Source organism: Mumia sp. zg.B53, assembly GCF_019550935.1.
In the GTDB taxonomy this organism is placed as follows: Bacteria; Actinomycetota; Actinomycetes; order Propionibacteriales; family Nocardioidaceae; genus Mumia.
In genome coordinates, this window is the sequence record NZ_JAHWCK010000001.1 from 858,331 (window position 1) to 882,334 (window position 24,004).

The 24,004-nt window shown below is 72.2% G+C and carries 21 protein-coding genes; 5 read left to right on the forward strand and 16 right to left on the reverse strand.

The features are described 5' to 3' along the window. Positions 1–2: 2 nt before the first annotated feature. From KV102_RS04175 to KV102_RS04190, 4 genes are read right to left on the reverse strand one after another with little or no spacing between them, the layout of a single operon-like run. Positions 3–1,664, reverse strand: a complete 1,662-nt coding sequence (locus KV102_RS04175) for a 4Fe-4S binding protein (RefSeq protein ID WP_220345373.1) — start codon at positions 1,662–1,664, stop codon at positions 3–5. Between the two features lie 13 nt (positions 1,665–1,677). After that, a complete protein-coding gene (locus KV102_RS04180) occupies positions 1,678–2,598 on the reverse strand; it encodes a diiron oxygenase (protein WP_220342156.1) in 921 nt (306 codons plus the stop codon). Positions 2,599–2,651: 53 nt separating this feature from the next. Beyond that, on the reverse strand, positions 2,652–4,343 hold the full coding sequence (gene menD, locus KV102_RS04185; protein ID WP_220345374.1) for a 2-succinyl-5-enolpyruvyl-6-hydroxy-3-cyclohexene-1-carboxylic-acid synthase: 1,692 nt from the start codon (positions 4,341–4,343) through the stop codon (positions 2,652–2,654). Beyond that, the gene (locus KV102_RS04190; RefSeq protein ID WP_220346251.1) at positions 4,340–5,266 is read right to left on the reverse strand and encodes an o-succinylbenzoate synthase; all 927 of its coding nucleotides are present in this window, start codon (positions 5,264–5,266) and stop codon (positions 4,340–4,342) included. The genes menD and KV102_RS04190 overlap by 4 nt, the downstream gene beginning before the upstream one ends. Before the next feature lie 328 nt (positions 5,267–5,594). Here KV102_RS04190 and KV102_RS04195 point away from each other — a divergent pair, with 328 nt between their 5' ends. Next, positions 5,595–6,041, forward strand: a complete 447-nt coding sequence (locus KV102_RS04195) for a pyridoxamine 5'-phosphate oxidase family protein (RefSeq protein ID WP_220342158.1) — start codon at positions 5,595–5,597, stop codon at positions 6,039–6,041. Between the two features lie 307 nt (positions 6,042–6,348). Here the strand turns inward: KV102_RS04195 and KV102_RS04200 are convergent, their stop codons facing one another. The 6 genes from KV102_RS04200 to KV102_RS04225 all read right to left on the reverse strand — a co-directional run bounded on the left by KV102_RS04200 (position 6,349) and on the right by KV102_RS04225 (position 12,950). Further along, entirely contained in the window at positions 6,349–7,995 is a 1,647-nt protein-coding gene (locus KV102_RS04200; protein ID WP_220345375.1) for an ABC transporter permease subunit, read from the reverse strand. Beyond that, positions 7,992–8,936, reverse strand: a complete 945-nt coding sequence (locus KV102_RS04205; RefSeq protein WP_308290222.1) for an ABC transporter ATP-binding protein — start codon at positions 8,934–8,936, stop codon at positions 7,992–7,994. The genes KV102_RS04200 and KV102_RS04205 overlap by 4 nt, the downstream gene beginning before the upstream one ends. Next, on the reverse strand, positions 8,926–9,714 hold the full coding sequence (locus KV102_RS04210; RefSeq protein WP_220342160.1) for a MerR family transcriptional regulator: 789 nt from the start codon (positions 9,712–9,714) through the stop codon (positions 8,926–8,928). The genes KV102_RS04205 and KV102_RS04210 overlap by 11 nt, the downstream gene beginning before the upstream one ends. Before the next feature lie 281 nt (positions 9,715–9,995). Further along, complete coding sequence (locus KV102_RS04215) at positions 9,996–10,667, reverse strand: GAF and ANTAR domain-containing protein (RefSeq protein WP_220342161.1); 672 nt, start codon at positions 10,665–10,667, stop codon at positions 9,996–9,998. Positions 10,668–10,791: 124 nt separating this feature from the next. Beyond that, on the reverse strand, positions 10,792–11,766 hold the full coding sequence (locus tag KV102_RS19475; protein ID WP_220345376.1) for an AraC family transcriptional regulator: 975 nt from the start codon (positions 11,764–11,766) through the stop codon (positions 10,792–10,794). Positions 11,767–11,894: 128 nt separating this feature from the next. Beyond that, positions 11,895–12,950, reverse strand: coding sequence for an AMP-binding protein (locus KV102_RS04225; protein WP_220345377.1), 1,056 nt, complete (start codon positions 12,948–12,950; stop codon positions 11,895–11,897). Positions 12,951–13,011: 61 nt separating this feature from the next. Between KV102_RS04225 and KV102_RS04230 the strand changes: the two genes are divergently transcribed. After that, complete coding sequence (locus KV102_RS04230) at positions 13,012–13,884, forward strand: 1,4-dihydroxy-2-naphthoate polyprenyltransferase (protein ID WP_220345378.1); 873 nt, start codon at positions 13,012–13,014, stop codon at positions 13,882–13,884. Between the two features lie 9 nt (positions 13,885–13,893). Here KV102_RS04230 and KV102_RS04235 read toward each other — a convergent pair whose 3' ends face one another. Further along, entirely contained in the window at positions 13,894–14,448 is a 555-nt protein-coding gene (locus KV102_RS04235) for a hemerythrin domain-containing protein (protein ID WP_220342164.1), read from the reverse strand. 106 nt (positions 14,449–14,554) lie between these two features. On the opposite strand from KV102_RS04235, the gene KV102_RS04240 reads away from it, so the two are divergent. Continuing rightward, complete coding sequence (locus KV102_RS04240) at positions 14,555–16,153, forward strand: alkaline phosphatase (RefSeq protein WP_220345379.1); 1,599 nt, start codon at positions 14,555–14,557, stop codon at positions 16,151–16,153. Between the two features lie 33 nt (positions 16,154–16,186). On the opposite strand, the gene KV102_RS04245 is transcribed toward KV102_RS04240, so the two are convergent. Together KV102_RS04245 and KV102_RS04250 are read right to left on the reverse strand one after the other, a co-directional pair. Continuing rightward, positions 16,187–17,071 (reverse strand): diacylglycerol kinase family protein, encoded by an 885-nt coding sequence (locus tag KV102_RS04245; protein ID WP_220345380.1) that lies wholly within the window; start codon positions 17,069–17,071, stop codon positions 16,187–16,189. Beyond that, entirely contained in the window at positions 17,068–18,672 is a 1,605-nt protein-coding gene (locus KV102_RS04250) for an FAD-binding oxidoreductase (protein ID WP_220345381.1), read from the reverse strand. Before KV102_RS04250 ends, KV102_RS04245 begins: the two co-directional genes overlap by 4 nt. Positions 18,673–18,720: 48 nt before the next feature. Between KV102_RS04250 and KV102_RS04255 the strand changes: the two genes are divergently transcribed. Together KV102_RS04255 and KV102_RS04260 are read left to right on the forward strand one after the other, a co-directional pair. Next, positions 18,721–19,380 carry a TetR/AcrR family transcriptional regulator gene (locus KV102_RS04255; protein ID WP_220345382.1) on the forward strand — a complete coding sequence of 220 codons (660 nt, stop codon included), beginning with the start codon at positions 18,721–18,723 and terminating at the stop codon, positions 19,378–19,380. A gap of 2 nt (positions 19,381–19,382) precedes the next feature. Further along, complete coding sequence (locus tag KV102_RS04260) at positions 19,383–20,918, forward strand: glycerol-3-phosphate dehydrogenase/oxidase (RefSeq protein WP_220342169.1); 1,536 nt, start codon at positions 19,383–19,385, stop codon at positions 20,916–20,918. On the opposite strand, the gene KV102_RS04265 is transcribed toward KV102_RS04260, so the two are convergent. The 3 genes from KV102_RS04265 to KV102_RS04275 are packed head-to-tail and all read right to left on the reverse strand — an operon-like array spanning position 20,915 to position 23,953. Beyond that, entirely contained in the window at positions 20,915–22,012 is a 1,098-nt protein-coding gene (locus KV102_RS04265) for a PLP-dependent cysteine synthase family protein (protein WP_220345383.1), read from the reverse strand. The genes KV102_RS04260 and KV102_RS04265 overlap by 4 nt on opposite strands. A gap of 4 nt (positions 22,013–22,016) precedes the next feature. Further along, complete coding sequence (locus KV102_RS04270; RefSeq protein ID WP_220342171.1) at positions 22,017–22,283, reverse strand: DUF4229 domain-containing protein; 267 nt, start codon at positions 22,281–22,283, stop codon at positions 22,017–22,019. A gap of 26 nt (positions 22,284–22,309) precedes the next feature. Then, positions 22,310–23,953: a serine/threonine-protein kinase gene (locus KV102_RS04275; protein ID WP_220345384.1), complete on the reverse strand. Its 1,644-nt coding sequence runs from the start codon at positions 23,951–23,953 to the stop codon at positions 22,310–22,312. Between the last annotated feature and the right edge of the window lie 51 nt (positions 23,954–24,004).

The following is a 24,004-nucleotide window of genomic DNA, read 5'->3' on the forward strand; positions in this document are numbered from 1 at the left end:
CGTCACCGTTGACGGCCGAGCCACCGCGCGGGGGTCGCGGCGGCGAGCAGCTCGGGCACGGTCGCGAACTTGCGGCGGGGCCGACCCTCCAGGGCACCGTTGCGCCGCTCGGCGAGGTCGATGGCCCGCATCCGCCTCACCCCGACGACGTCGCTGCGGCGCCTGCGCAGGAGGGTGCGGAAGTCGCGAGCGGAGCCGGTGGGCTCGGGCAGCCGGCCTGCCGAGACGTCCTCGATCAGCGCCGCGACCGTCTCCTGGGCGCAGGCACGGTTGGCGCCGATCCCGCCCTTCGACCCTCTCTTGATCCACCCGACGACGTACGCCCCGGGCACCGGCTGCCCGTCGCGACCGAGCACCCGCCCTCGGGCGTTCGGGACCGAGCCGGTGACCTCGTCGAACGGCAGGCCGGGCACCGGGGTGCCGCGGTAGCCGATCGAGCGGACCACGGTCCCGGCGACGATCGTCTGCTCCGACGAGTGGTCCCCGGTGGTGTCGCGGACCCGTACGGAGGTGATCGCCTCGTCACCGTCGAGCGCGACCGGCGCGGTCCAGAACGCGAGCACCACCCGCTTGCCCGGTGGCGGATCGGCCTCCCAGGCGACGTCGACGCGACCGACGTCTCGCAGCATCGCCGCCTTGCTGCCCACGGGAGCGGCGTCAACGGCTGCCGCTGTGGCGGGGTGGTCCGCCACGACGAGGTCGACGCCGTCGATCGCGCGCATGCCGACGAGCTCGGCACGCGAGTACGCAGCCTCCTCGGGTCCTCGCCGTCCGAGCACGACCACCTCTCGTACGGCACTGCGCCGCAGCGCGTCCAGGGCGTGGTCGGCGATGTCGGTGCGCGCGAGCGCCTCCGGGTCGGTGAGCAGCACGCGAGCGACGTCGAGTGCCACGTTGCCGTTGCCGACGACCACCACCCGCGGGCTCGACAGGTCGATCTCGGCCGGTGCGCGGTCGGGCTGAGCGTTGTACCAGGCGACGACCTCGGTGGCGGACACGCTGCCCGGAAGCCCTTCGCCGGGGATGCCGAGGGTCTTGTCCGTCGCTGCCCCGACCGCGTAGACGACGGCGTGGTGGTGGGCGAGGAGCTCGGCGTGCGAGACGTCCTCACCCACGGCGACGTTGAGCTGGACGCTGACGCGCGGGTGGTCGTACGTCCACGCGAACGTGTCCTCGATGCGCTTGGTCTGCGGGTGGTCCGGCGCGACGCCGGAGCGGAGCAGTCCTCCGGCGACAGGCAGCCGGTCGATCATCGTGACGGTGGCAGGGGACCCGGTGAGGAGCGCCCGGGTGGTGTAGGCGGCCGAGGGACCGGTGCCGACGACGGCGACCCGGAAGGGCCCGGAGCCCTGCGGCGGTGCGACCGGGAAGGCGAGCGCGTCCCAGGTGGCCGACTCCGGGTGCGCCTCGTAGTACTGGCGGTTGAGGTCGGCGAACACGGTGTCGGGGCCGCGGAGCAGGTCGACCGGGAGGACCGCGCCCACGGGGCACGCGTCGGCGCACGCCCCGCAGTCGATGCAGGTGTCGGGGTCGACGAAGACCATCTCCGAGAGGCCACCGACTCCCGCGGCACGCTCCTCGGGGGTGGGGTGGATGCAGTTGACCGGGCAGACCGACACGCAGGTCGCGTCGTTGCAGCAGCTCTGCGTGACCGCGTAGGCCATCGAGGGTCCTCGCTCAGATCATGTTGACGGACTGGTAGATCGGCATCGCCCGCTTGGTGAGCAGCCGGGCCTCGGCGAGGAAGTCCATGAGGTGCACGCACGACAGCCGCATCATCGCCTTGCGGTGCTGGTTGGTGCTCACCTCGGCGAGCGCTCGCTCCTTGTCCAGGCCGACGTTGGTGTAGACCTCGGGGCTGACCATCGACCTGACGATCACGAAGGCGGCACCGGCGAAGAGCAGCGCACCCCACTCACGGCGCAGGCGACCGGCTGTCCTCAGGCCCTCGAGGATCTCGGCACGGGCGAACTTCATGTGCCGTGCCTCCTCGACGACGTGGATCTTGGAGGTGGTCCGCACGATGTGGACGACGTTCTCGCCGCGCATCCAGTCGCGTTGCATGACGTCGAGGATCTCCTCCGCGATGAGGATCGGCCCGTACGCCTGCTCGGCGCCCGCGGTCGTCTTCAGGAGACGGGCGAGCTCGACGGCGGGACGGGGCGGGAGGTACTTCGGGATGCCGAGCACCTCGCAGGTCCGCGCGAACATGAGCGAGTGGCGGCACTCGTCGGCGATCTCGGTGAGGGCGAAGCGGAACTCGCTGTCGGCGGGGTTCTTGGCGTACTGGTCACGGAGGATCAGCTGCTGCAGCATCATCTCGAACCAGATGCCCGTCTGCATGATCGAGCCGACCTCGTGCCGCGTGAGGAGCACCCGCTGCTCCTCGCTCATCTCGTCCCACAGACGCGTGCCGTACAGCGTGCTCCACTCCGGGTTGAGCCCGTAGTGGTCGTCGGGGATCGGCCGGTCCCACGCGACCTCGGTGTCGGGGTCGTACGAGAGCTCGGCCGACGAGGCGAGCAGCCGCGTCGTGACGTCGCCGATGCTCGTGCGCTGCCGGGCGGTCTCGCGGAAGGCGGTCGCGGCGACGGTCATGGTGCCTCCAGGTCCGGATGATGTGACGGACCTCATGTTACATCGGCGATGTATTAATGCAACCGTGCTGCCGAGCGGAGCTGTTGGTCCGCCTCCCGGCGGTCGGCGCGCCCGACCCGGGCCTCCACGACCTGGATGCCGGCGGGTCCGTCGAGGGCCGCCTCGAGCTCATCGGACGTGGTCACGAGGCGGTGATCCACGCCCATCGCCTGGCAGAGCGTCCCGATGTCGACGCGGGTCGGCGTCCCGAAGACCCGCTCGAACGCGGAGGCGTACGGCGCGCCGCCCTGCTCCAGCGTCGAGAAGATGCTGCCGCCGTCGTCGGAGGCGACCACGATGGTGAGGTCGGGCCTCGGCTCGTCGGGGCCGATCACGAGGCCGTTGCTGTCGTGGAGGAACGTGAGGTCCCCCATGTAGGCCAGCGCGTGCGACGGTCGACGACCGAGTGCGGCACCGATCGCGGTCGAGACGACGCCGTCGATGCCGGCGAGACCCCGGTTGGCCATCACCATCCGACGCTCCCCGACCGGGTACGGCAGAGCCATGAGGTCGAGGTCGCGGATCGGGTTGGAGGAGCCGACGACCAGCAGGTCGCCCGGCTTGACCGCCCCCGAGACCGTACGCGCGACCTGCCACGGGTTGAGCTCACCGCCGTCCAGCACCGCCTTCTCGACCGCCGCCAGCGTCGCCATGTCCGCTCGGCGCCACTCCTCCAGCCACCCGGGGTCGTCGCTCCCGTCGACCCGCACGGCGGGGTACGCCGCAGCGACCCGGTTGCCGGGGTCGGGGAACGGCGAAGCCCCCACGACGACCACCTCCACGTCCGGTCGCGACAGCAGCCGGGTGATCGGACGCGACAGCGTCGGCCGGCCGAGCACGACGACGCGCTCGATCCGCTCGGCCAGCTCGGGCAGGCCCAGGAGAAGGCGGTAGGTCGCGATGGGGTGCGTGCCCGTCCGCGCTCCTGAGGACGGCTCGGCGAAGAGCGGCCAGCCGGCCTCCTCCGCGAGGAGGCGCGCCGGTGGTCCGGCGTCGTCTCCCGCCACCACGACCGTGCGCGGGCCGAGCGGCAGCACGCCCGGCAGCGGCGGCGACTCCATCATCGGCGCACGCCACGGAGCTCCGCCCGGTCGCCCGGCGAGGGCCTGCGGCAGACTCGTGGCGACGTCGTCGGGGTCCGGGAGCAGCGGCTCGCGGAACGCGACGTTCACGTGCACCGGGCCGCCGGCGGGCCGTGCCATCGGCCCCTCCCCCGTACGCCCGACCGCCGCAGCGACGACCCGGGACACCGCCGCCCGCCACGGCGCGGCGCTGTCCGGCACGACGTCCGGCGCGGCGACCTCGACGTACGCCCGCACCGCGTCACCGAAGAGCTTCACCTGGTCGGTGGTCTGGTTCGCCTCCGTACCCCGCAGCTCCGCGGGGCGGTCGGCCGTCATCGCGATCAGCGGCACGCGGGCGTGCGCCGCCTCCAGGACGGCAGGGTGCAGGTTGGCGGCCGCGGTGCCGGACGTCGTCACCACGACGACGGGGCGGTGCGACCCCTTGGCGAGGCCGAGCGCGAGGAAGCCCGCGCTCCGCTCGTCGATCCGTACGTGCAGCCGCAGCTCGCCGCGAGCGTCGGCGGCGTGCAGAGCGAGGGCCAGGGCCGCCGATCGGGAGCCCGGCGAGAGGACGACGTCACGGACCCCGGACCGGGCGAGCTCGTCGACGAGGACGCGCCCCAGCGCGGTGGACGGATTCATCGGACGCCCTCCGGGAGGATACGGATCTGCTCCAGGCGTTGGGCCCACCGGACCGCGAGGTCGGGATCGGGCTCCACCGCCAGGAACTCCGCCGACGGCTCCGGGCGGACCACGGGAAGGACACCGCCGCGCGGGACGAGCGGGTCGGCGACCACGTCGTGCTCGAGCAGGGTCACCGTGCCCAGACCGCAGGCGTACGGCAGCTCGGGGAGCGCCGCGGCGAGCGCCACCCCGGCCGCGATGCCGATCGAGGTCTCGAGCGCGCTGGAGACGACGACGGGCAGGCCGATCCGCTCGGCGATCTCCAGGCAGGCCTCGACACCGCCGAGAGGCTGCACCTTGAGGACAGCGATGTCGGCCGCCTCGAGCTGGGCCACGCGATAGGGGTCGTCGGCACGACGGATCGACTCGTCGGCGGCGATCGGCACGTGCGTGCGCCGGCGGAGGGCCGCCAGCTCCTCGACCGTGCGGCAGGGCTGCTCGGCGTACTCCAACCCGCCGGCGGCCCGGTCGAGCACCGCCAGGGCCTCGACCGCGTCGTCGAGGGACCACGCACCGTTGGCGTCGACGCGCACCGCGCCGCCGGGGCCGAGCGCGTCGCGGACCGCGGCCACCCGCGCCTCGTCGTCGGCCAGCGTCTGACCGGGCTCGGCCACCTTGACCTTCGCCGTACGGCAGCCGTGTCCCGCGCGGACCAACACCTGCGCCGCCTCGGGACTCAGTGCGGGGACCGTGCAGTTGACGGGGACGACGTCGCGCACCGCCGCGGGCCAGGGCCGGGTCGCACTCGCCAGGGCGGCGGTGTACCAGGCGTGGGAGACCACGGCGTCGTAGTCCCAGAAAGGGCTGAGCTCTGCCCAGCCCGCCGGCCCGCGGACGAGCATGCCCTCCCGCACGGTGATCCCACGGAAGCGGGTGCGCATCGGCGTCGAGTACGGGATCCAGGCCAGGTCGGGGTCACTCACGTCGCCACGGTATCGGGTGACCCACCGGGGACCGGTCAGTCCTCGTCGGCGACCGGCCGTACTACTGGTAGCCAACCTCTACGACGACGGGATCGCCTGCGAGACACCCTTGCTGCGACGCGACTTGCATGCTCGGTCTGGTCGACCGCGCCGCGGGCCTCGTCGGTCACGGTCAGGAGGTCCTCTTGGGCCGGCTTGTTTCGATTCTGGGTCCGGGGACGGCCGTACCCCGCGTGATTCATTCATTTACTCTCGTGCTCAGCAGAGGGGAGCGTGATTCACGACCATGACGACATGGGAGAGCTTCGCCGCCGAGGCGCCGGAGCTTGTCGAGGCGGTCCGGCGGTGCTTCGACATCCGCAAACACTGCACCCTGGCCACACTCCGCAAGGACGGCTCGCCACGGATCAGCGGCACCGAGGTCGAGTTCAGCGACGGCAACGTCTGGCTGGGCAGCATGCCGAACGCGGTCAAGGCTCTCGACCTCCGGCGAGACGGGCGGTTCGCCCTCCACTCGCCCTCGGTGGACCCGCCCGAGGAGGATCACTCACGGTGGACAGGAGAGGCCAAGCTCGCCGGAACCGCCGTGGAGGTGAACGACCTGGAGTCGGGCGGTTCGGGGCACCGATTCCGCCTCGATATCAGCGAGGTCGTCTTCACCCATCTCGCCAACGGCGGGTTGGAGATTCAGTCCTGGCACCCAGGCCGTGGCCTTTCGATTCGGCGGCGGTAAGCCACAAGGTTTTAGCCCAGGTGAGCGTTGACGCCGCTTGGTAGATGTGTCCCGACGCCGTCCGCGCAATAGGGTCACAGCCTGTTAGACGTCGGTCCGCTCGGCCATGATCATCTCCAACGAGGACTCACCGAAGCGCCGGACGGCTGCACGCGGTTGCTGGCCTCGCGTCACCAGGCTGTCTGAGGGCACGCGCGGAGGAGGGAGAGGAACGGTGCATCGGCGGGAAGCTCGGGGTATGGCGACCAGGGAACGCGCCCCTTCGCCTATGCGCCGCGCGGAGCACCGGGCTGGGATGAGCAGTCAGTCAGGCGGCGAGGTCCCGCCGCCGCATGAGGATCAGGGCTCCGGTGAGCGCGACAGTGGCCAGGGCGAGCAGCATGAGTTGGGCCGTGGGGCGGGTGCTGGAGGCGACACCCGCCGAGGTGTGGCCGAACATGCTGAGGTCGATGACGCGTGGAGGAACCTGGAGCTGCTTGCCGAGCAGGGTGAGTCCGCCGCCGGCGAGGAGTGGAAGCCAGGCGGACCAGGCGGCTCGCGGTGCTGCGGCGACGACGAGAGCGGTGAGACCGATGACGAGCGCTACGGCGGGCCACTGCTCGATCGACTGGCTGAAGGCGTCGCGGGCCACATGTGGACCGCCGATGAGCCCGTGACCGACCATCGCGGAGACCGTTCCACTCAGCGCGAGAGTGACCAGGGAGGCGACGGAGGCCACGACGACGTAGGCCCGCAGCAGGGCTGAGTGGGCCGCTCCGGTAGCCCGCACGTGCTCGGCCAGCCCGGCGCGCTCGTCGGCGGCCGCCTGCACGACCACGGTGACGCAGACCGCGGCCACCACCAGGGCAGTGACCGTGCCGTCGAACGCGAAATAGGCGGCGGCGGGATCGCGCCCGGAGAGCTGGGCGCCCAGGAACCCGCCGTCGATGCGACCGCTGCGCATGTTGGCGATCGCTCCGCTGCCGAGGCCGGTGAACATCGCGGCGCCAGCCGTGATCAGCAGCCCGGACCAGATGAGCCGACGGCGGTCAAGGCGCCGCACCAGTCCTGTGACGTCGGTGATCGGTAGCCGGGCGCCCGTGCGCTGCGGGAGCCGGACGAGGCTGGCACCGACCTCGGTCGAGGTGGCCAAGCGCAGGAGCAGCCAGCCGAGCACGGCAGCCTCCGCGGCTGCCGGCAGGAGCGCCAACACCCGGTCGCCGTCGAAGGGTTGCGCCAGCGCACGCAGGGACATCGGCGCCACCCACTGCAGCGCGGGCGCGTGCTCGACGTCGGCGACCGCACGCACCCCCACCGCCACCGCCACCGCCAGCCCACCCGCGGCCCGGGCGCTCCACGTGGTCGGCAGCAGTAGTGCCAGCACCCCTGTGAGGAGCCCGACCAGGAGGAAGGTGAGCGCGACCACCAGGCCGAGAACTGCTGCACCGACCACGTCCACCCCGTCGACACGGCCGGCGTATGCCGCGGTCGCCGCGAAACATGCCACCCCGAGCCCGACGCCGACCCCGACGAGCACGACCATCGCGGCGCGGGCAACGTCGCGGCGCTGGTGGCCGGTGGACAGCAGCAGTTCGAGGGAGCCGTCCTCGTCGAGGGCTCGGGTGAGCCGGACGGCAAGCAGGATCGCCATGACCGCGGCGATCATCGTCAGGAACGTGCCCAGCTCCCAGGCGAACACCTGGGCTGGGGTTCCGGCCTGGCCGAGCCGGCCATAGAGAAACAGCGTGGCTGGGTCGTGGCGCACCTGGGCCAGGGCCTCCCGGGCGGCGTCCGCATCGGCGTAGGTGGAGGCGTAGCCGGGCAGGGCGGCCGCGGCGAGGCCGCCAGTGACCAACAGCCAGGCCACCGTCCAGGTGCGGTGACGGCGCCACAGCAGGCACGCCACCCGGAGTGTCCCGCGTGTCGTACGCGATGGCGCTCGTACCCCCGGGTCCTGGGCGAGCGTGCCCGTCACCGGGCGGCCGTCGCGTAGTGGCGCAGGAACAACTCTTCCAGCGTGGCCGGCTCGCACGTGATCGAGGTCGCCCCAAGCGTCACGAGAGCAAGCAGCACCTCGTTGACCTCGCTCACCTCGACCCGCATCGAGACCCGATCACCGGTCCAGGAAACCTCGACGTCGGTGGTCGCGCCGGTTCCATCCAGGCGGCTCGCCAGCTCGCCTGGGAGCCGGTGCCGCAGGCCAAGGGGGACGACGGCACCGATGGTCGAGGAGGCGAGGTGGCGCAACTCCTCGACCCGCCCGGTCTCCACGAGCCGCCCGTCCTTGATGATCGTGACCCGCTCGCACAGGTGCTCCACCTCGCTGAGGATGTGGCTGGACAGCAGTACGGTCCGGCCCGCGTCGGCGGCCTCCCGCACACACGCGGCGAACACCTCCTCCATCAGCGGGTCCAGCCCAGAGGTCGGCTCATCGAGCACAAGCAAGTCCGTCCGGGCGGCGAAGGCCGCAACCAACATCACCTTCTGGCGATTGCCCTTGGAGTAGGTCCGCACCCGGCGCGTGGGATCGAGCGAGAACGCCTCCACCAGCCGACGTTCGGCGGCTCCGTCGTAGGCGCCGCGGAGCCCGGCGAGCGCGTCGAGCACCTCCTGACCGGTCAGGTTGGGCCACAACGACACCTCACCGGGCACATACGACGTCCGCCGGCACACCGCGCCAGGGTCCACCCCCGGGTCCAGCCCCAGCACGCGGACCCGCCCCGAGGTCCCCCGGTACAGGCCGAGCAGGATCCGGATCGCGGTGCTCTTCCCGGCGCCGTTCGGGCCCAGGAACCCATGGACCTCGCCAGCGGTCACCGAAAGGTCCAGCCCATCCAGGGCACGGAAGTCGCCGAACGTCTTGACCAGCCCCTCGACGACGACGGCCTCTTGACTGCTCACGACCTCACTCCGCACTGGTCCACCCGCTCTCGATCTCACGGGTCAGGTGGCGCTGCATGGCCGCCCCGATCCGCCGACCGCGCTCGTCGCTCGTCACCTCGAACAGCGCATAGAGGCGAGCCACGACGTCGAGATCGATCGACGCCACGATCTCGGGAGTCCGGCCGCCCACCCGCCGCTTCATCCGCGCGACGTTGGCCGCGGCGAACGCGTCGACCTCCTCATCGCTGAGCTCCGCTGCAGTCAGCGACTCCGCGAAGGCCGCCATCGCCTCCTGCATCAGCTCCGGCGTACCCGCGAACAGTGCCTCCGCCTCCGACGGCACCTCGCCGCGGAAGTAGGCCAACTCCAAGAAGTCCCGCTCTGCGTTGATCGCACGTCGGGTGCCCGCGTCGGGCGCGCGTGCCTCGAGGTCGTCGTAGAAGTCCGCGACCACGTTCGGCAGCGGTGTCAGCGCGCCACCCGCCAACACCGATTCGAGCAGCCGCGCCAGCCGCTCACGCCGATCGGCCAGTTCCACCAGCCGCGCATCCAACGTCGCCAATGCCTCACGCAGGTCACCCACCCCGGCCCCGGGATGGCTGGGCTCGGGAGCCAGAAGATCGGCGATCCGAGCCAGGCTCAGACCCGACTCGACCAGCCACCGAACCCGAATCAACCGCGCTACATGCTCCAAGCCATAGTCACGCACCCCACCCACCGTGGGCGGCACCGGGACCAGCCCACAGGCGTGGTAGTGGCGCACCGTCCGCACGCTCACTCCGGCCAGGTCTGCCGCGTCTCTCACCCGCATGCCACCAGCATGCCGCTGTGACGCTACGTCACAGCAAGTCCCGGCGAGCCCTCGCACAAGACTGCCGGGCCCGTGCGGCCCTACGGATCGGAACGAGAGATTGCGGGCGTCTGTCAGTGTGCTGCCGCACGGGTCGGCGCGGCGCTGGAGGAGAAGGTCGATCGCGACGCAGATGAGTGTGTTGTCGGTGATCCGCTCGTCGTTCACCCCGCGCGCGGTTGAGTTGGCGGACGCGCCATGAAGCCAGATCGCGGAGACGAGAGAACCGCACCGAGGACCGGTCAGTCCTCGTCGGCGACCCGGGGCATCTGACGCGTCTCGATCAGCTCCTCCGCGACCTCCCGGAGCGGGACGTCACGGCTCATCGCGGACCGTCGCAGGACGTTGAACGCCTGATAGCCCTCGAGCCCGAAACGCTCCATGAGGATGCCCTGGGCCTGCCCGATCGCGACCCGGCCCGCCAGAGCGGACCGGAAGTTCTGCTCCTTGCGCGTGGTGGCGAGCACGACGGCGATCTGGGTGGCCGCGACGTAGCCGAGCTCTCGTGCCTCCACGTCGAAGGGATCCAGCGTCTTGCCGTACAGCGTCAGCGAACCGATCGTCTCGGCGCTGGTGAACAACCGATAGCTCACCATGCTGCGGATCCCGAGCTCCTCGACCGCACGTGGCCCCCAGAGCGGCCAGCGCGGATCCGTGGCGAGGTCGGGCGAATAGATCGTGGGGACGTCCACGACCGCATCGAGCGAAGGGCCCTGCCCGAGCTCGGCCTGGAGCTCGTCACCGCGACGCGCAAGGGAGTCGCTGGCGGCGAGGGTGTCGAAGGTGTGGAGGTAGGCGATCGTGATGCCGGCTGCCACGCATCCGTCGATGTAGGAGGCGACGAACTGCACGGACTGAGCGGCTGCTGCGTCGACCGTCTCTGCCGCCGAGATGTCGCGGGCCGCTGTCGCCATATCATGAAGCGCGCCTGCGGGCCGATTGATGATCACATCTGAGTGTGTGCGCTGGGGGTCCCCTCCCGACAGCCGCGGAACGAAGGCGGCCCGGCCACTATGCGCGCTGGGGGTGAGCCGGGTCTCATCGAGCACGGGTGTCTCCCGGGTTCTCGCCGTACAGCTCGCGGTACTCCGCGGCGAACCGGCCGTGGTTGTGGAAGCCCCAGCGCGACGCCACCGCCGTCACCGTGTCACCGTCGCGCCCCGCGAGGAGGTCGCGGCGCGCGTGGTCGAGCCGCACCCGGCGCGCGTAGGCCATCGGCGTCGTCCCGAGGTGGCGCCGGAAGGCGATCTGGAGCGACCTCGGCGTGACGCGAGCGGCGTCGGCGATGTCGGCCACGCTCAGCTCGGTGTCGGCGTGCTCCTCCATGAAGGCGATGGCACGGTTCACCGCGTGCTCTGACGCGTCACGGCGGTCCTGGGCCTCGTCGCGCATCGTCTCCTCGGCGATCGAGTCGCTCCCGAACATGATCAGCGCCGTACGGGAGAGCAGACGGCCGACGGCATCGAGCGATCGCGCCGAGACGATCTCCTGGCCGTCGGCCAGGAGATCCTCGACGTAGTCGACGAGGTTGCGCCAGTGGAGCACCGCGGCGCGGTCAGCGGGTCGGTAGCGGGTGAAGCGCATCGGCGCCGTCGGTCGGTCTCCACGAAGGTCACGCGTGGCGCTGGTGATCAGGTCCCAGCGCAGGCTGATGCCGCGCACGGAGAGATCGCTCGAGCGACCGGTGCAGGCGTCGCCGGGTCCTGCGACCATGACCAGGTCCCCAGGGCCGGCCTGGTCGGTCGTGCCGCCGCGGACATACTCCGCCCAGCCTCGCCGCCCCTCCAGGATCGTGAGGTAGCCGAGCGGGTCGCAGTCATAGCTGATGTCGGCACCGAGGTCGACGTGGTCCAGCGCGAAGTCGCGGGTGTCGGCGCGCGAGAAGCCGACGTGTCGAAGATCGCCTGTCAGCCGCAGGTTGCTGCCGTAGGCGTGGTCGAGAACCTCACGGCCGAGCTCGGCATCGATCGTGCGGAGGTGGGACCGTCGTACGGGGTCGCCAAGGTCGGGCACATCAAACCTCCCAGCTTCGCCGCGACAGACCTCGCCACGGCAGATCACGCGCTGGGCACGCTTTTGAACCTCAGCTACGCCGCCAGTCTAGGGGGCGAAACCACCGATCTGTGAAGGCCCTCGGCAGATCAGCGCTTCTCGGCCAGTCGGCGGACGGCCAACCGGTCGACCTTCCCGTGCTCGAGGACGGGAATCTCCGGGACCACGACGATGCGACGCGGGGCCCAGGAACGAGGCAGCCCGGCGGCCTCCACCCCGTCGCGGAGCGCATCGAGGGCGGGTGCGACGGAGCCGGCCGCTGGCGCCACGACCGCCACCACGACCTGTCCCCACTCGTCGTCCGCGACGCCGACGGCCTCGGCTTCCGCGACCCCCTCGAGGCCACGCACGGCCTCGGCGACACGAGGGAGGGCGACGTTGACCCCACCCGAGATCACCACGTCGTCCACCCGGCCGAGGACGGTCAGCCGCCCGTCGTCGTCGAGCCGGCCCAGGTCATGAGTCCGGAGCCAGTCGCCCTGCAGCGCCTCGGCCGTGGCCCGGGGGTCGCCGTCGTACCCGTCGAAGAGGACGCCGCCGCCGATCCAGATCCGTCGATCGACGTCGATGCGCACGGCGACCCCGTCGAGCGGCACGCCGTCGTAGACGCACCCACCGGCGGTCTCGCTCATCCCGTACGTCCGGACGACCCGCACCCCGGCCTCCGCGGCCCGCGCCCGCAGGCTCGGATCGAGCGCGGCCCCGCCGACCAGGACCGCGTCCAGCCTGGCGAGGAGATCGAGCCGCCCTGCCTCCGCGAGCCGGTGGAGCTGGGTGGGGACGAGCGAGGCGTAGCGGCGCTCGCCGGTCATCGCCCCGATCGCCGCCTCCAGGCCGGAGTGCTCGGACGCCACCACCGGCGGCGTGCCCCCGAGCACCGACCGGGCGAGGACCTGGACGCCGGCGACGTACTGCGGAGGCAGGTCGAGCAGCCACTGCCCGGGCCCGCCCAGACGAGCGTGGGTGGCGCGCACCGACGCTGTCACCGCGCGACGGGAGAGCAGCACGTCCTTGGGTCGGCCGGTGGAGCCCGAGGTGCGGATGGTGAGCGGTGCGGGCTCGGCCCGCGCGGTCAGCCAGGCCTCCAGCGCCGCCTGGACCTCCCGCGCGGAGCCGGTCACCGGACGAAGGGATCGTTCCGTCACGCACCCACGCTAACCAACCCCTCGACGCGACGACGCGGCCCGGGTGGGAGGATGGGCGGTCGTGGCAACAGCATCGCAGTGGATCGAAGGCGCCCGGCCCCGCACACTCCCGGCGGCGGTGGCCCCTGTCGTCGCCGGCACCGGAGCCGCACTGTACGCCGGCGAGGCCGTCTGGTGGAAGGCCGCCGTCTGCCTGCTGCTGTCGCTCGCCCTCCAGGTCGGCGTCAACTACGCCAACGACTACTCCGACGGCGTCAAGGGCACCGACGACGACCGGGTAGGCCCGTTGCGCCTGGTCGGCTCTGGTGCGGCCGACGCTGCGGCGGTCAAGCGTGCCGCACTCGTCTGCTTCGCTGTCGGCGGCCTCCTCGGACTCCTGCTGGCGGCGACCTCAGGGTGGTGGCTGGTCCTCGTCGGCGTCGCCGCGATCGCGGCGGCGTGGTTCTACACCGGGGGCTCTCGGCCGTACGGCTACCACGCACTCGGCGAGGTGAGCGTCTTCGTCTTCTTCGGACTCGTCGCCGTGATGGGCACCACCTACGTCCAGGTGGGGGCGTTCACCTGGCCCAGCCTCGCCGCGGGGATCGGTGTGGGCGCGCTCGCGTGCGCCATCCTGGTCGCCAACAACCTGCGCGACATCCCCACGGACACCGCCACCGGCAAGCGGACCCTCGCCGTCGTGCTGGGCGACCGGGGGACGCGGATCTTCTACGTCGTCCTGCTCGTCATCGCCCTCGTCACCGTGTGGTGGCTGGCCTCGTACACGCCCTCGGCGCTCCTGGGTCTCCTCGCTTTCCCCTGGGCGCTGCGGGCCGCGACCCCGGTGGCGCGCGGCGAGCGGGGCCTGGCCCTCGTGCCCACGCTGCGCGACACCGGGATCGCCGAGCTGGTCCTCGCCGTCGGCGTGGCGGTCGGGTTGGCGATCGGAGGCTGATCCCTCCGGTCACTCCTCGTCGTCGTCGAGGAGCCCTTCCTTCTCGGCACGCGCGACGAGCTCACGGACGTTGTCGATCCGGCCGCAGTCGGCGTCGACCTGGGCGTTGCGCTCACGGGCGAACGCCTCACCGAGGTCGTGCCTCACCTTCTCGGCGACCGCCTCGCGCGCCGGGTTGAGGATCGTCAGCTCCTCCTCGGTCAGGTGGTGGTTGACCACCCGCGCGAGCTCCTCGACCGCGTCGTCGAAGGCCTGCGTGTCCGTGGCCACGAGCTCGAGCACGGCCAGCAGCGCCTGGTTGCCCTCGGCGTGCTCCTCCTCGCCGTGCTCCTCCTCGTGCGCGCCGATCGCGTCGCGGCGCCGCAGCGTCGGGTAGACCTTCTTCTCCTCCGCCTCCGCGTGGGCGACGTGCAGGGCGGCGAACGCCTTCCTGACGGCGTCACGGTCGGCGCTGGCGTCGCGGAGCTGCCGCAGGAGATCCTCGAAGCGCCGGTGGTCGTCGAGGATGAGGTCGATGACGTCGCCGGAGACGGGACGTCCGAGGTCGATGGCTGTGGTTGGCATGGCGCCAACGTAGACGGCCCGGCGCCCCCGCGCCGGTCACGAGCCCGCCCCCTGCATCTCACCGTGGAGTCACCTGGCGTTCGCCGGGGCCCGCGACCGTGTCTGCATGACCCAGACCCCGCCCGAACCCCAGCTCGGCCGCCGCACCCTCCTGCGGGGCGCGGCCGTGGTCGGAGCCGGAGCCGCCGTCCTCGGCTCCGTACCCGCCTCCGCCACCACCGCTCGCGCGACCTCCGGCTCCGCTGCCGCCCTGGTCCGTGGCGACCGCCCAGCCCTCACCCACGGCGTCCAGGCCGGTGACGTCCTGACCCGTCAGGCGACGCTCTGGTCCCGGGCCGACCGACCGTCCCGTCTCGTCGCGGAGATCGCCCGAGACCGCTCGTTCCGAAGGTCCGTGACCGTCCAGGGCCCGGTCGTCACCCCCGACACCGACTTCACGGGCCGCTTCACCGTGCGCGGGCTCCCGTCCGGCGCCGATCTCTTCTACCGCGTACGCGCGGTCGACCTCCGCGATCCCCGTCGCTCCAGCGCACCGGAGACCGGGCACCTGCGGACCGCGTCGCGCCGACGCGAGGATGTCCGGTTCCTGTGGTCCGGCGACATCGCCGGGCAGGGATGGGGGGTCAACCCTGCGTACGGCGGCTTCCGCATCGTCGACGCGATGGCGCGACGGCGCCCCGACTTCTTCCTCTGCAGCGGCGACAACGTCTACGCCGACGGCCCGCTCAGCGAGACGGTCACGCTGCCCGACGGCACGCTCTGGCGCAACGTCGTGACGGAGGAGAAGACGAAGGTCGCCGAGACCCTGGCCGAGTTCAGAGGACAGTTCCGCTACAACCTGCTCGCCGACAACTGGCGCCGGTTCCTCGCCGAGACACCGCAGGTGACGCAGTGGGACGACCATGAGGTGACCAACAACTGGTATCCCGGCGAGCTCCTGACCGACGCCCGCTACACCGAGAAGCGCGTCGACGTGCTCTCCGCGCGGGGGCGGCGGGCCTTTCACGAGTACATCCCGGTAGCACCGATCTCGCCCGACCCCGACGGACGGGTGTACCGCGTCCTGCACCTCGGCCCCCTGATCGACCTGTTCGTGCTCGACATGCGTACGCACAAGGACCCCAACACCGCCGACAAGGAGACCCTCCGCGACGGAGGCGTGCTCGGCGCGAAGCAGACACGCTGGCTGATCAGTGAGCTCGAGAGGTCGCGTGCCACCTGGAAGGTGATCGCCGCCGACCTCCCGGTCGGCCTGGTCGTGCCGGACGGGACGGAGCAGGAAGGCATCGCCCAGGGCGACCCGGGAGCACCGCTGGGGCGCGAGCTCGACATCGCTCCCGTGCTCACCGCACTGAAGCGTGCCGGCATCCGCAACCACGTGTGGCTGACGGCCGACGTCCACTACACCGCCGCGCACCACTACTCGCCCGACCGGGCGGCGTACCAGGACTTCGACCCGTTCTGGGAGTTCGTCTCGGGTCCGCTGAACGCCGGGGCGTTCGGCCCGAACGCGCTCGACGCGACCTTCGGGCCACGTGCGGAGTTCGTGGCGGCACCACCACGGGCGAATACGTCACCCGCCGAGGGGTTCCAGTTCTTCGGGGAGGTCGAGGTCGACGGCGACACGGCTGCCCTGACGGTCACGCTCCGCGACGTCGACGGTGGCGCCCTGTTCTCGAAGACGCTGGTGCCCCACCGCCGCTAGCCACAGCCGAGTGAGGTTCGTCGACGCGTGTGCTCAGACCGGCACCACCATCCGCAACGCGCCGGCACGCACGCGGACGGTGATCGGCAACGTGCCGATCTCGTCGCCGTCGATGCCGACGGGGACCGGTCCGTCGGCGGCGATCGTGACAGAACGCGTCCGCACCACGTCGACGGCATCGCGGCGCACGTGCGCACCGGTGCCTGCCTCGACCATGTAGGCGGCCATGTGGCGGCGTCCGAGGCCGTCGGTGCTCGCGACCAGCAGGTCGATGAGCCCGTCGTCGACCCGTGCCGACGGCACGATGTCCAGCCCGCGGCCGTACCGGCCGGAGTTCGCCGCGATCACGCTGTGCGCGCGTACGGTGCGGGTCCCGCCGTCGGTGGTCAGCGTGAACGTCGGTGCCCGCCACGTGAGCATGGCCAGCGGTCCGCTCGCCCGGTAGGCGACGACCGCGGGGAAGCGGCGCATGCGGTTGATCAGCCGGGTCGCTCGCGAGTCGACCCCGACGTAGACGTTGCCCAGGACCACGACGCCGTCGGCGTCGAGCACGTCGATCGGGCGCACGGGCCCGTGCAGGAGCATCTCGAGGAGCGTCGCCGGGTCCTCGGTGATCCCGAACCCTCGGGCGAAGTCGTTGCCGCGACCACCGGGGACCACCGCCATGACTCCGTCACCCCGGACGACACCACCGCCCACGTCGCGCACCATCCCGTCTCCGCCGACGGCGACCACGACGCGGCCCGCGCAGGCCGCCTCGAACGCCGCCTCACCGACGTGGTGCACGCTGGTCGTGACGACGGTCGCGACGTCGACCCCGGCCGCTCGAAGGCGCTCCTCGAGCGGGTCCCAGACCCGTTGGGAATCGCCCCGTCCCGAGATCGGGTTGACCAGCGCGGTGATCTGCCGGGTGCTCATCGCGCCACCAGGACGCCGGGGTTGAGGATCCCCGCCGGATCGAGCGTCGCCTTGACGGCACGGAGGACCTCCACACCGAGCGGCCCGATCTCCTCGGCATACGGGGCACGATGGTCGGTCCCGACCCCGTGGTGGTGGCTGATCGCTGCCCCTGCGGCGCGGATGGCGGCGTTCGCCGCCGCCTTCGCCGGGGCCCACTGGGCGAGCGGGTCGTCCGCCTGGGCGCAGGCGATCGTGAAGTAGAGGGACGCCCCGGTCTCGTACACGTGCGAGACGTGGCAGAGGACGATCGCCGGGGTGCCCTGCTCGCCGAGCGCCCCCTGCACCGCCTCGGTGACCGCAGCTTTGAGACGTGGGACGTTCGACCAGAAGGTGACCGTCTCCAGGGTCTCCACGAAGGCGCCCGCATCCAGGAGGGGGTCGCGTTGGTAGGGCCCATGGAAGCGGCCGCGCCGCCACGCCTCGCCGGATTCCAGACCGAGCGGCTCGCCACCGCACGCCTGAAGCACCGCCGTGGCACGCCCGCGGCGGACGGCGACGTCCTCCGGATCGCCCTCGTAGCCGGTGATCGCCAGGCATCCGCCCTCGCCCGGCGCGGGGCCGCCCGACGGGTCGGCGAGGTTGATCGCGGTCTCGGCCTCGTCCGAGAGCCGGAGCACGGTGGGCAACGGCCCGTCCTGGGCCAGGCGGCGCACCGCCTCCAGGCCGGCCCCGAACGACGGGAACCGCCATCCCTCGAACACGCGCTCGCGCGGCACGGGCCGGACCCGGACGGTGAGCGACGTGATCACGCCCAGGACACCCTCCGAGCCGAGGACGAGCTGACGAAGGTCGGGTCCGGATGCGGACTTCGGCGCGGTGCCGAGCTCCAGCGTCCCTCGCGGGGTGGCGAGGACCAGCCCGACGACCATCTCGTCGAAGCGCCCGTAGCCGGCCGAGGACTGGCCCGCCGACCGTGCGGCCGCGTATCCGCCGAGCGAGGCGCCCTCGTACGACTGCGGGAAGTGCCCCAGCGTGAAGCCCTCCGCCTGGAGCAGCTCCTCGGCGCGGAGTCCGCGCATCCCCGCCTGGAGCGTCGCCGTCCGCGACACGGGGTCGAGCGCCACCGGGGCGTCCAGGCGGGCCAGGTCCAGGGCCACCACCCCGGCGAAGCCTTCCCGCTCCGGAGCCAGACCGCCCACCACGGACGTCCCGCCCGAGTAGGGGACGACGGCGACGCCTGCCTCGGAACAGACCTGGAGGACGCGGACCACCTCGTCGTGAGACCCCGGCCGCACCACCAGGTCGGGCGCATCGGCGACGTCGCCCGCCCGCATGCGCAGGATGTCGGGCGTCGACCAGCCGCGGGTGTGACGCAGCCGGTCCATCTCCTCGTCGCTGACGTACGCGGCCCCGACTGCTGCCTCCAGCGCCGTACGGGCGGAGGCCGGCACCGCCGGGCCTGGCAGCACCACGTCCTCCGGGGCCACCGCGACGCTGCGGGGGCGCACCCCGAGCGCGTCGAGCGCCTCCTTGGTGGCCGGGGAGAGCCCCGTCGCGTGGGCCGGATTGCCCCACCGGTCCGGCGCGAACTCCACGACAGGCAGTGCCAGCTCCGACATGGTTCTCCGATCTCGACACCCTCGATGTCATGCTAAGTTGAACACATCATGGCGAAGCGTTTCAATGCCGGATCGGAGCTCGAGCGGCTGCGTGCCCGCCCCGCTGACTCCGGCAAGGCCATCCCCGAGGATCGCATCCTCGACGCGGCCGCGGACGCGTTGCTCGACAACGGCCTCGAGCGCGTCACGATGGCCGACATCGCCACGCGCGCCGGTGTCGCCCGCGCGACGCTCTACCGCCGCTGGGAGAACGTGCACTCAGTGATCGCCGCGCTGCTCACGCGCGAGTGGACGGCCGTCGCGACCGAGGCCGCCGACCGCGTCTTCCCGACCGGACGCGAACGCGTCGTCGCCGCGGCCGTCGCCACCATCGCGACCATCCGGGCCCATCCCCTCCACCGCGCGATCGTCGACTCCGATCCCGAGTTTCTCGTGCCCTACGTGTTCCAGCGCATGGGGAGGACCAGCACGCACATGCTGCAGGTGCTCGAGGACCTGCTCCGAGAGGGGCACCACGACGGATCGATCCGTCCCCTCGACGTCGCCCTGCAGGCGCGTACGGTCCTCCTGCTGGCGTGGTCGTTCGCGATGACCGCACCGGCGGTGACAGCGTCCGCCACCGGCAGCGGAGTCACCCTCGAGGCACTGGACGACCAGCTGGCCGAGGCGCTCGACCGCTATCTCTCCCCCGACCGCCGCGAGGACTGACGATGCACACCGCTCCTGCCTCGCTCGACGCCGCCCGTCGGGCCCGAGAGCTCGACGACCTGGCCTCGGGGGACGCTGTCGACCTGCTCGTCGTGGGTGGAGGCGTGACCGGGGCCGGGGTCGCTCTGGACGCGGCGTCGCGAGGGCTGTCGGTCGCCCTGGTCGAGAAGCACGACCTGGCCTTCGGGACCAGCCGGTGGAGCTCCAAGCTGGTCCACGGTGGGCTCCGTTATCTGGGCAGCGGTGACGTCGGTCTCGCCTACGGGAGCGCCGTCGAGCGCGGTGTGCTCATCGAGCGCACGGCACCCCACCTGGTCCAGGCGCTTCCCAACGTCTTTCCCCTGCTGGACGGTGTGAGTCGCAGGACCGCGGCGACCGTACGGGCCGGCTACCTGATCGGAGACGCCCTTCGTCAGGCGGCCGGGACGTCGAGCCGGACCCTCCCCCGCTCCCGCCGTCTGTCGGCGCTCGAGGTCCGGCGCTACGCCCCCACGATGCGTGCCGACGGCCTCCGCGGGGGCCTGGTCTTCTGGGACGGGCAGGTCGTCGACGACGCGCGGCTGGTCGTCGGCATCGCCCGGACCGCGGCCTCCCTCGGAGCACGGGTCCTGACACGGACGAGCGCGGTCGAGCTCAGCGGCACCGGAGCGGTGCTGCGTGACGAGCAGACGGGCGCCACGATGCAGGTCGACGCCCGGATGGTGGTCAACGCGGCGGGCGTCTGGGCCGGGACGCTCGCCGACGGGGTCCGTCTGCGGCCGAGCCGCGGGACCCACCTCGTCCTGCGGGCGGAGACGTTGGGCGGGCTCACCTCGGGCCTGACCATCCCGGTGCCGGGCGCCACGAACCAGTTCATCCTCGTGCTGCCGGCCTGGGACGGCCGCGTGTATGTCGGCCTGACCGACGAGGAGGTCCACGGCGACGTCCCCGACGTCCCGGTCGCCACCGAGTCCGAGATCGCGTTCCTCCTCGACACGGTGTCGCCGGCGCTCGAGCGCCCACTCACCCGCGACGACGTGGTCGGCACCTTCTCGGGCCTGCGCCCGCTCCTCGACGGAGAGGGCGGACGCACCTCCGACCTGTCGCGCCGACACGTCGTGCTCACGGCCGACGACGGCCTGGTCAGCATCGTCGGCGGCAAGCTGACGACCTACCGCCGGATGGCCGAGGACGCGGTCGACGCCGCACTCGAGGCCACGCGGCGCACCGCCGGGCCCTCACGGACCACGACGCTCCCGCTGGTGGGGGCCGCCGATCGGGTGACGCTCTCGCACATCCCCGCTCCCCAGCGGCTCGTCGCCCGGTACGGGACCGAGGCCGCCGCGGTCCTCGCCGGCGCCGAGGGAGACCCGACCCTGCTCGAGCCGATCGCCCCGCACATCGCGACCACGCCGGCCGAGCTGCGGTTCGCCGTACGCCACGAGGGCGCGCTGGACGTCGACGACCTGCTCGACCGACGGACGCGTGTCGGTCTCGTGGCGGCCGACCGAGAGATCGCGCTGCCGTTCGCCGAGGCGGCCCTGGAGGCCGACCGCTAGACGCCGCCCGCGCCGGGCGTGAACCGTCCGGTCGCGTCGTAGTCGGCCAGCACCGCCTCGTAGGGCGCCAGATCGAGTCCCTGCTGCGCTACCCAGTCGTCGTCGTAGTACGTCGACGCGTAACGGTCACCGGAGTCGCACAGCAGCGTCACGACGCTGCCCGACTCCCCCGCGGCGCGCATCCGCTCGATGACGGTCAGCGCACCCCACACGTTCGTGCCGGTCGACCCACCCACGCTTCGCCCCAGCCGCCGGGTGCACCAGCGCATCGCCGCGACCGAGGCCGCGTCGGGGACGCGCAGCATGTCGTCGATGACGCCCCCGACGAACGACGGCTCGACCCGTGGCCGGCCGATCCCCTCGATGCGCGACGGCATCCCGGTGGTGTGGTCCGACGTGTCGAGCTCCCACCCGTCGAAGAACGCGGAGTTCTCGGGGTCCGCGACCATCACCTGCGTCGGGTGCCGGCGGTAGCGGACGTAGCGGCCGATCGTCGCCGACGTCCCACCGGTCCCGGCGCCCACCACCACCCACGACGGCACGGGGTGCGGCTCCTGGCTCATCTGCGCGAAGATCGACTCGGCGATGTTGTTGTTGCCACGCCAGTCGGTGGCGCGCTCGGCGTAGGTGAACTGGTCCATGTAGTGGCCGCCGCACCGGTGGGCGAGGCTCGCCGCCTCGGCGTACACGTCGGCAGGGTCGTCCACGAAGTGGCAGCGCCCGCCGTACCACTCGATCAGAGCGATCTTGCTCTCGCTGGTGCTGCGCGGCATGACGGCGACGAACGGCAGTCCGACGAGGCCCGCGAAGTAGGCCTCGCTCACAGCGGTGGAGCCGCTGGACGCCTCGACGATCGTGGTGTCAGGGCCGATCCACCCGTTGCAGAGGGCATAGAGGAACAGCGACCGCGCGAGCCGGTGCTTGAGGGAGCCGGTCGGGTGGACCGACTCGTCCTTGAGGTACAGCTCGATGCCGGGGGAACCCGGCAGAGGGCAGACGTGGAGGTGGGTGTCGGCGCTTCGGTTGGCGTCGGCATCGACCCGCCGTACGGCTTCGTCGACCCAGGCCCGCCGCTGCGCGGACGAGCGAGGCACGGCCTCAGTCCACGTCTTCGGCGCCGCGCGCCGCCTCGAGCCGGTCGTTCATCTTGTCGGCGCGGGCCTTGAGCGACACGGCAACCTCCTCGCGGAGCCCTCCGAGCAGGAAGAACGAGGCCACCGCCGAGATCGCCAGCGCGATGAGGGCAACCCACAGCACGGTGACGTCGCTGACCTCGAGCCAGATCGACGACACGAGACCCACGACGACGAACGCGACGGCGAAGAATCCCAGTCGCGCGAGGGTGTACCGGACGAAGGCGCTCACATGTCGAGGATACCCGGGCCGCGCACTCAGCTGTCCTGCGGACCTGTCACCGGAGGCGGCGTCCCGGCGGGCGAGGACGGCAGCGCCTCTCCCTCGTCCGTCGGCGGCGCGGTGGTCGGCGCGGCCGTCGTCGGTGGCGGTGTGGTTCGGGTCGGGGTGGGCGGGGCGGTCGTGGTGGGCGGCGCGGTCGTCGGCGTCGGAGACGCGGTGGTCGGCGTCCGAGTCGGTGACGTCTCCGTCGGCCTCGTCCGCGTCGGCGTCGTCCGGGTGGGCGTCGTCCGCGTCGGCGCGGGCCTGCTGGTCTGCGTCGGAGAGGGGGAGCGCGTGCTGCTGGTCTCCGTCGGCGTCGTCCGCGTCGGCGTCGGGGTGGGGACAGGGTCGGACGGATCGTCACCGCTGGTCAGGACGAGCCCCACGGCCACTGCGGCGGCGATGAGCACCACCGCGACCGCGATCAAGGGGGCGCGGCGTGCCCAGGGCGAGGGCTCGTCGGCCGGACTGCCGGTGTCGTCGAGGGCTGAGCCACCACCGGTCGGCGGCTCGTCGCTGGCGGCCAGCGGCGCGGTCGCTCCGGCGGCAGCCGCCGGGGCCACCGCCTCGGCCGTGACGGGCTCCTGCTCGGCCGTGTCGGTGACGGGATCCGGCTCCTCCGGGTCACCCTCAGCCTGTGCCGCGGAACCGAGCGCCGCACCGGCCGCGGCACCCCCGGCAGCAGCGCCGATCACCGGGCCCGCGGCCTCCGTGGGATCGTCCGCGACCGGAAGACCGACCACCGTGTCGCTGCCTCCGGGGTCGGTGACCGTCACGCCGGCCGCGGCGAGCGCGGCCGCGACGTCTCCGCCGTCACGCACCGCCCGCAGTGCCGCCGCGGCACCCCGCGCGTCCGGCCGCTCGTCGGGGTCGCGCCGTGTCATCGCACCCAGCGCCAACGCCCAGTCGGGCCCGAGCGACTCCGGGATGCGCGGCGGACGGTGCAGCCGTGCCGACAACGTCTCGACCCGCGTGCCGGGGAACGGGTCCTCACCGGTGAGTGCCTCCAGGAGGACCAGGCCCAGGGCATAGACGTCGGCGCGCGGCCCGACCTCGTCCAGGACCGCCTGCTCGGGGCTCAGATAACGCGCCGTACCGACCAGAAGGTCGGGCGAGGTCAGACGAGTGCCCTCGAGATAGCGGGAGACCCCGAAGTCGGTGAGCTTGACCCGCGGCGCCGCGCCGCTCCGCTCGACGAGCATCACGTTGGACGGCTTCACGTCCCGGTGGAGCACACCGTTGTCGTGGATGGCCGCCAGCGCGTCGGCGAGCTGCGCTCCGATGTCGGCGACCGTCTCGGGATCCATCGGCCCGTCGACGAGCACCCGGCTGAGCGTCTTGCCGGGGACGTACTCCATCACCAGGTACGGCGCCTCACCGTCGGCCTGGACGTCGAAGACCGTGACCAGGCCGGGGTGGGAGACGCCGGCGCCGATCCTCGCCTCCATCTCGTGACGGCGCAGCGCGTCCTCGACCTCGACCCCCGCCTCGGCGCGCATCATCTTGACGGCGACGACACGACCGAGGAGCTCGTCACGCGCCCGGTACACGTCGGCCATGCCGCCACGGCCCACGAGCGCCAACAGGCGGTAACGCCCGTCGACCAGCTCACCGACCCGGCCGTTCGTCGGCTCCGACATCGACCGCGGCCCCACCTTTCATCGTCGTCGGTCGCGCTCCGACGACGCGAC

Excerpts from the sequence above, each read along its gene's own strand:
- KV102_RS04275 (WP_220345384.1), bottom strand. The coding sequence starts at position 23,953 with ATGTCGGAGCCGACGAACGGCCGGGTCGGTGAGCTGGTCGACGGGCGT.
- KV102_RS04180 (WP_220342156.1), bottom strand. The coding sequence starts at position 2,598 with ATGACCGTCGCCGCGACCGCCTTCCGCGAGACCGCCCGGCAGCGCACG.
- KV102_RS04175 (WP_220345373.1), bottom strand. The coding sequence starts at position 1,664 with ATGGCCTACGCGGTCACGCAGAGCTGCTGCAACGACGCGACCTGCGTG.
- KV102_RS04260 (WP_220342169.1), top strand. The coding sequence starts at position 19,383 with ATGCACACCGCTCCTGCCTCGCTCGACGCCGCCCGTCGGGCCCGAGAG.
- KV102_RS04245 (WP_220345380.1), bottom strand. The coding sequence starts at position 17,071 with ATGAGCACCCGGCAGATCACCGCGCTGGTCAACCCGATCTCGGGACGG.
- KV102_RS04240 (WP_220345379.1), top strand. The coding sequence starts at position 14,555 with ATGACCCAGACCCCGCCCGAACCCCAGCTCGGCCGCCGCACCCTCCTG.
- KV102_RS04235 (WP_220342164.1), bottom strand. The coding sequence starts at position 14,448 with ATGCCAACCACAGCCATCGACCTCGGACGTCCCGTCTCCGGCGACGTC.
- KV102_RS04190 (WP_220346251.1), bottom strand. The coding sequence starts at position 5,266 with ATGCGCACCCGCTTCCGTGGGATCACCGTGCGGGAGGGCATGCTCGTC.
- KV102_RS04210 (WP_220342160.1), bottom strand. The coding sequence starts at position 9,714 with ATGCGGGTGAGAGACGCGGCAGACCTGGCCGGAGTGAGCGTGCGGACG.
- KV102_RS04250 (WP_220345381.1), bottom strand. The coding sequence starts at position 18,672 with ATGTCGGAGCTGGCACTGCCTGTCGTGGAGTTCGCGCCGGACCGGTGG.
- KV102_RS04255 (WP_220345382.1), top strand. The coding sequence starts at position 18,721 with ATGGCGAAGCGTTTCAATGCCGGATCGGAGCTCGAGCGGCTGCGTGCC.
- KV102_RS04195 (WP_220342158.1), top strand. The coding sequence starts at position 5,595 with ATGACGACATGGGAGAGCTTCGCCGCCGAGGCGCCGGAGCTTGTCGAG.
- KV102_RS04215 (WP_220342161.1), bottom strand. The coding sequence starts at position 10,667 with ATGGCGACAGCGGCCCGCGACATCTCGGCGGCAGAGACGGTCGACGCA.
- menD (WP_220345374.1), bottom strand. The coding sequence starts at position 4,343 with ATGAATCCGTCCACCGCGCTGGGGCGCGTCCTCGTCGACGAGCTCGCC.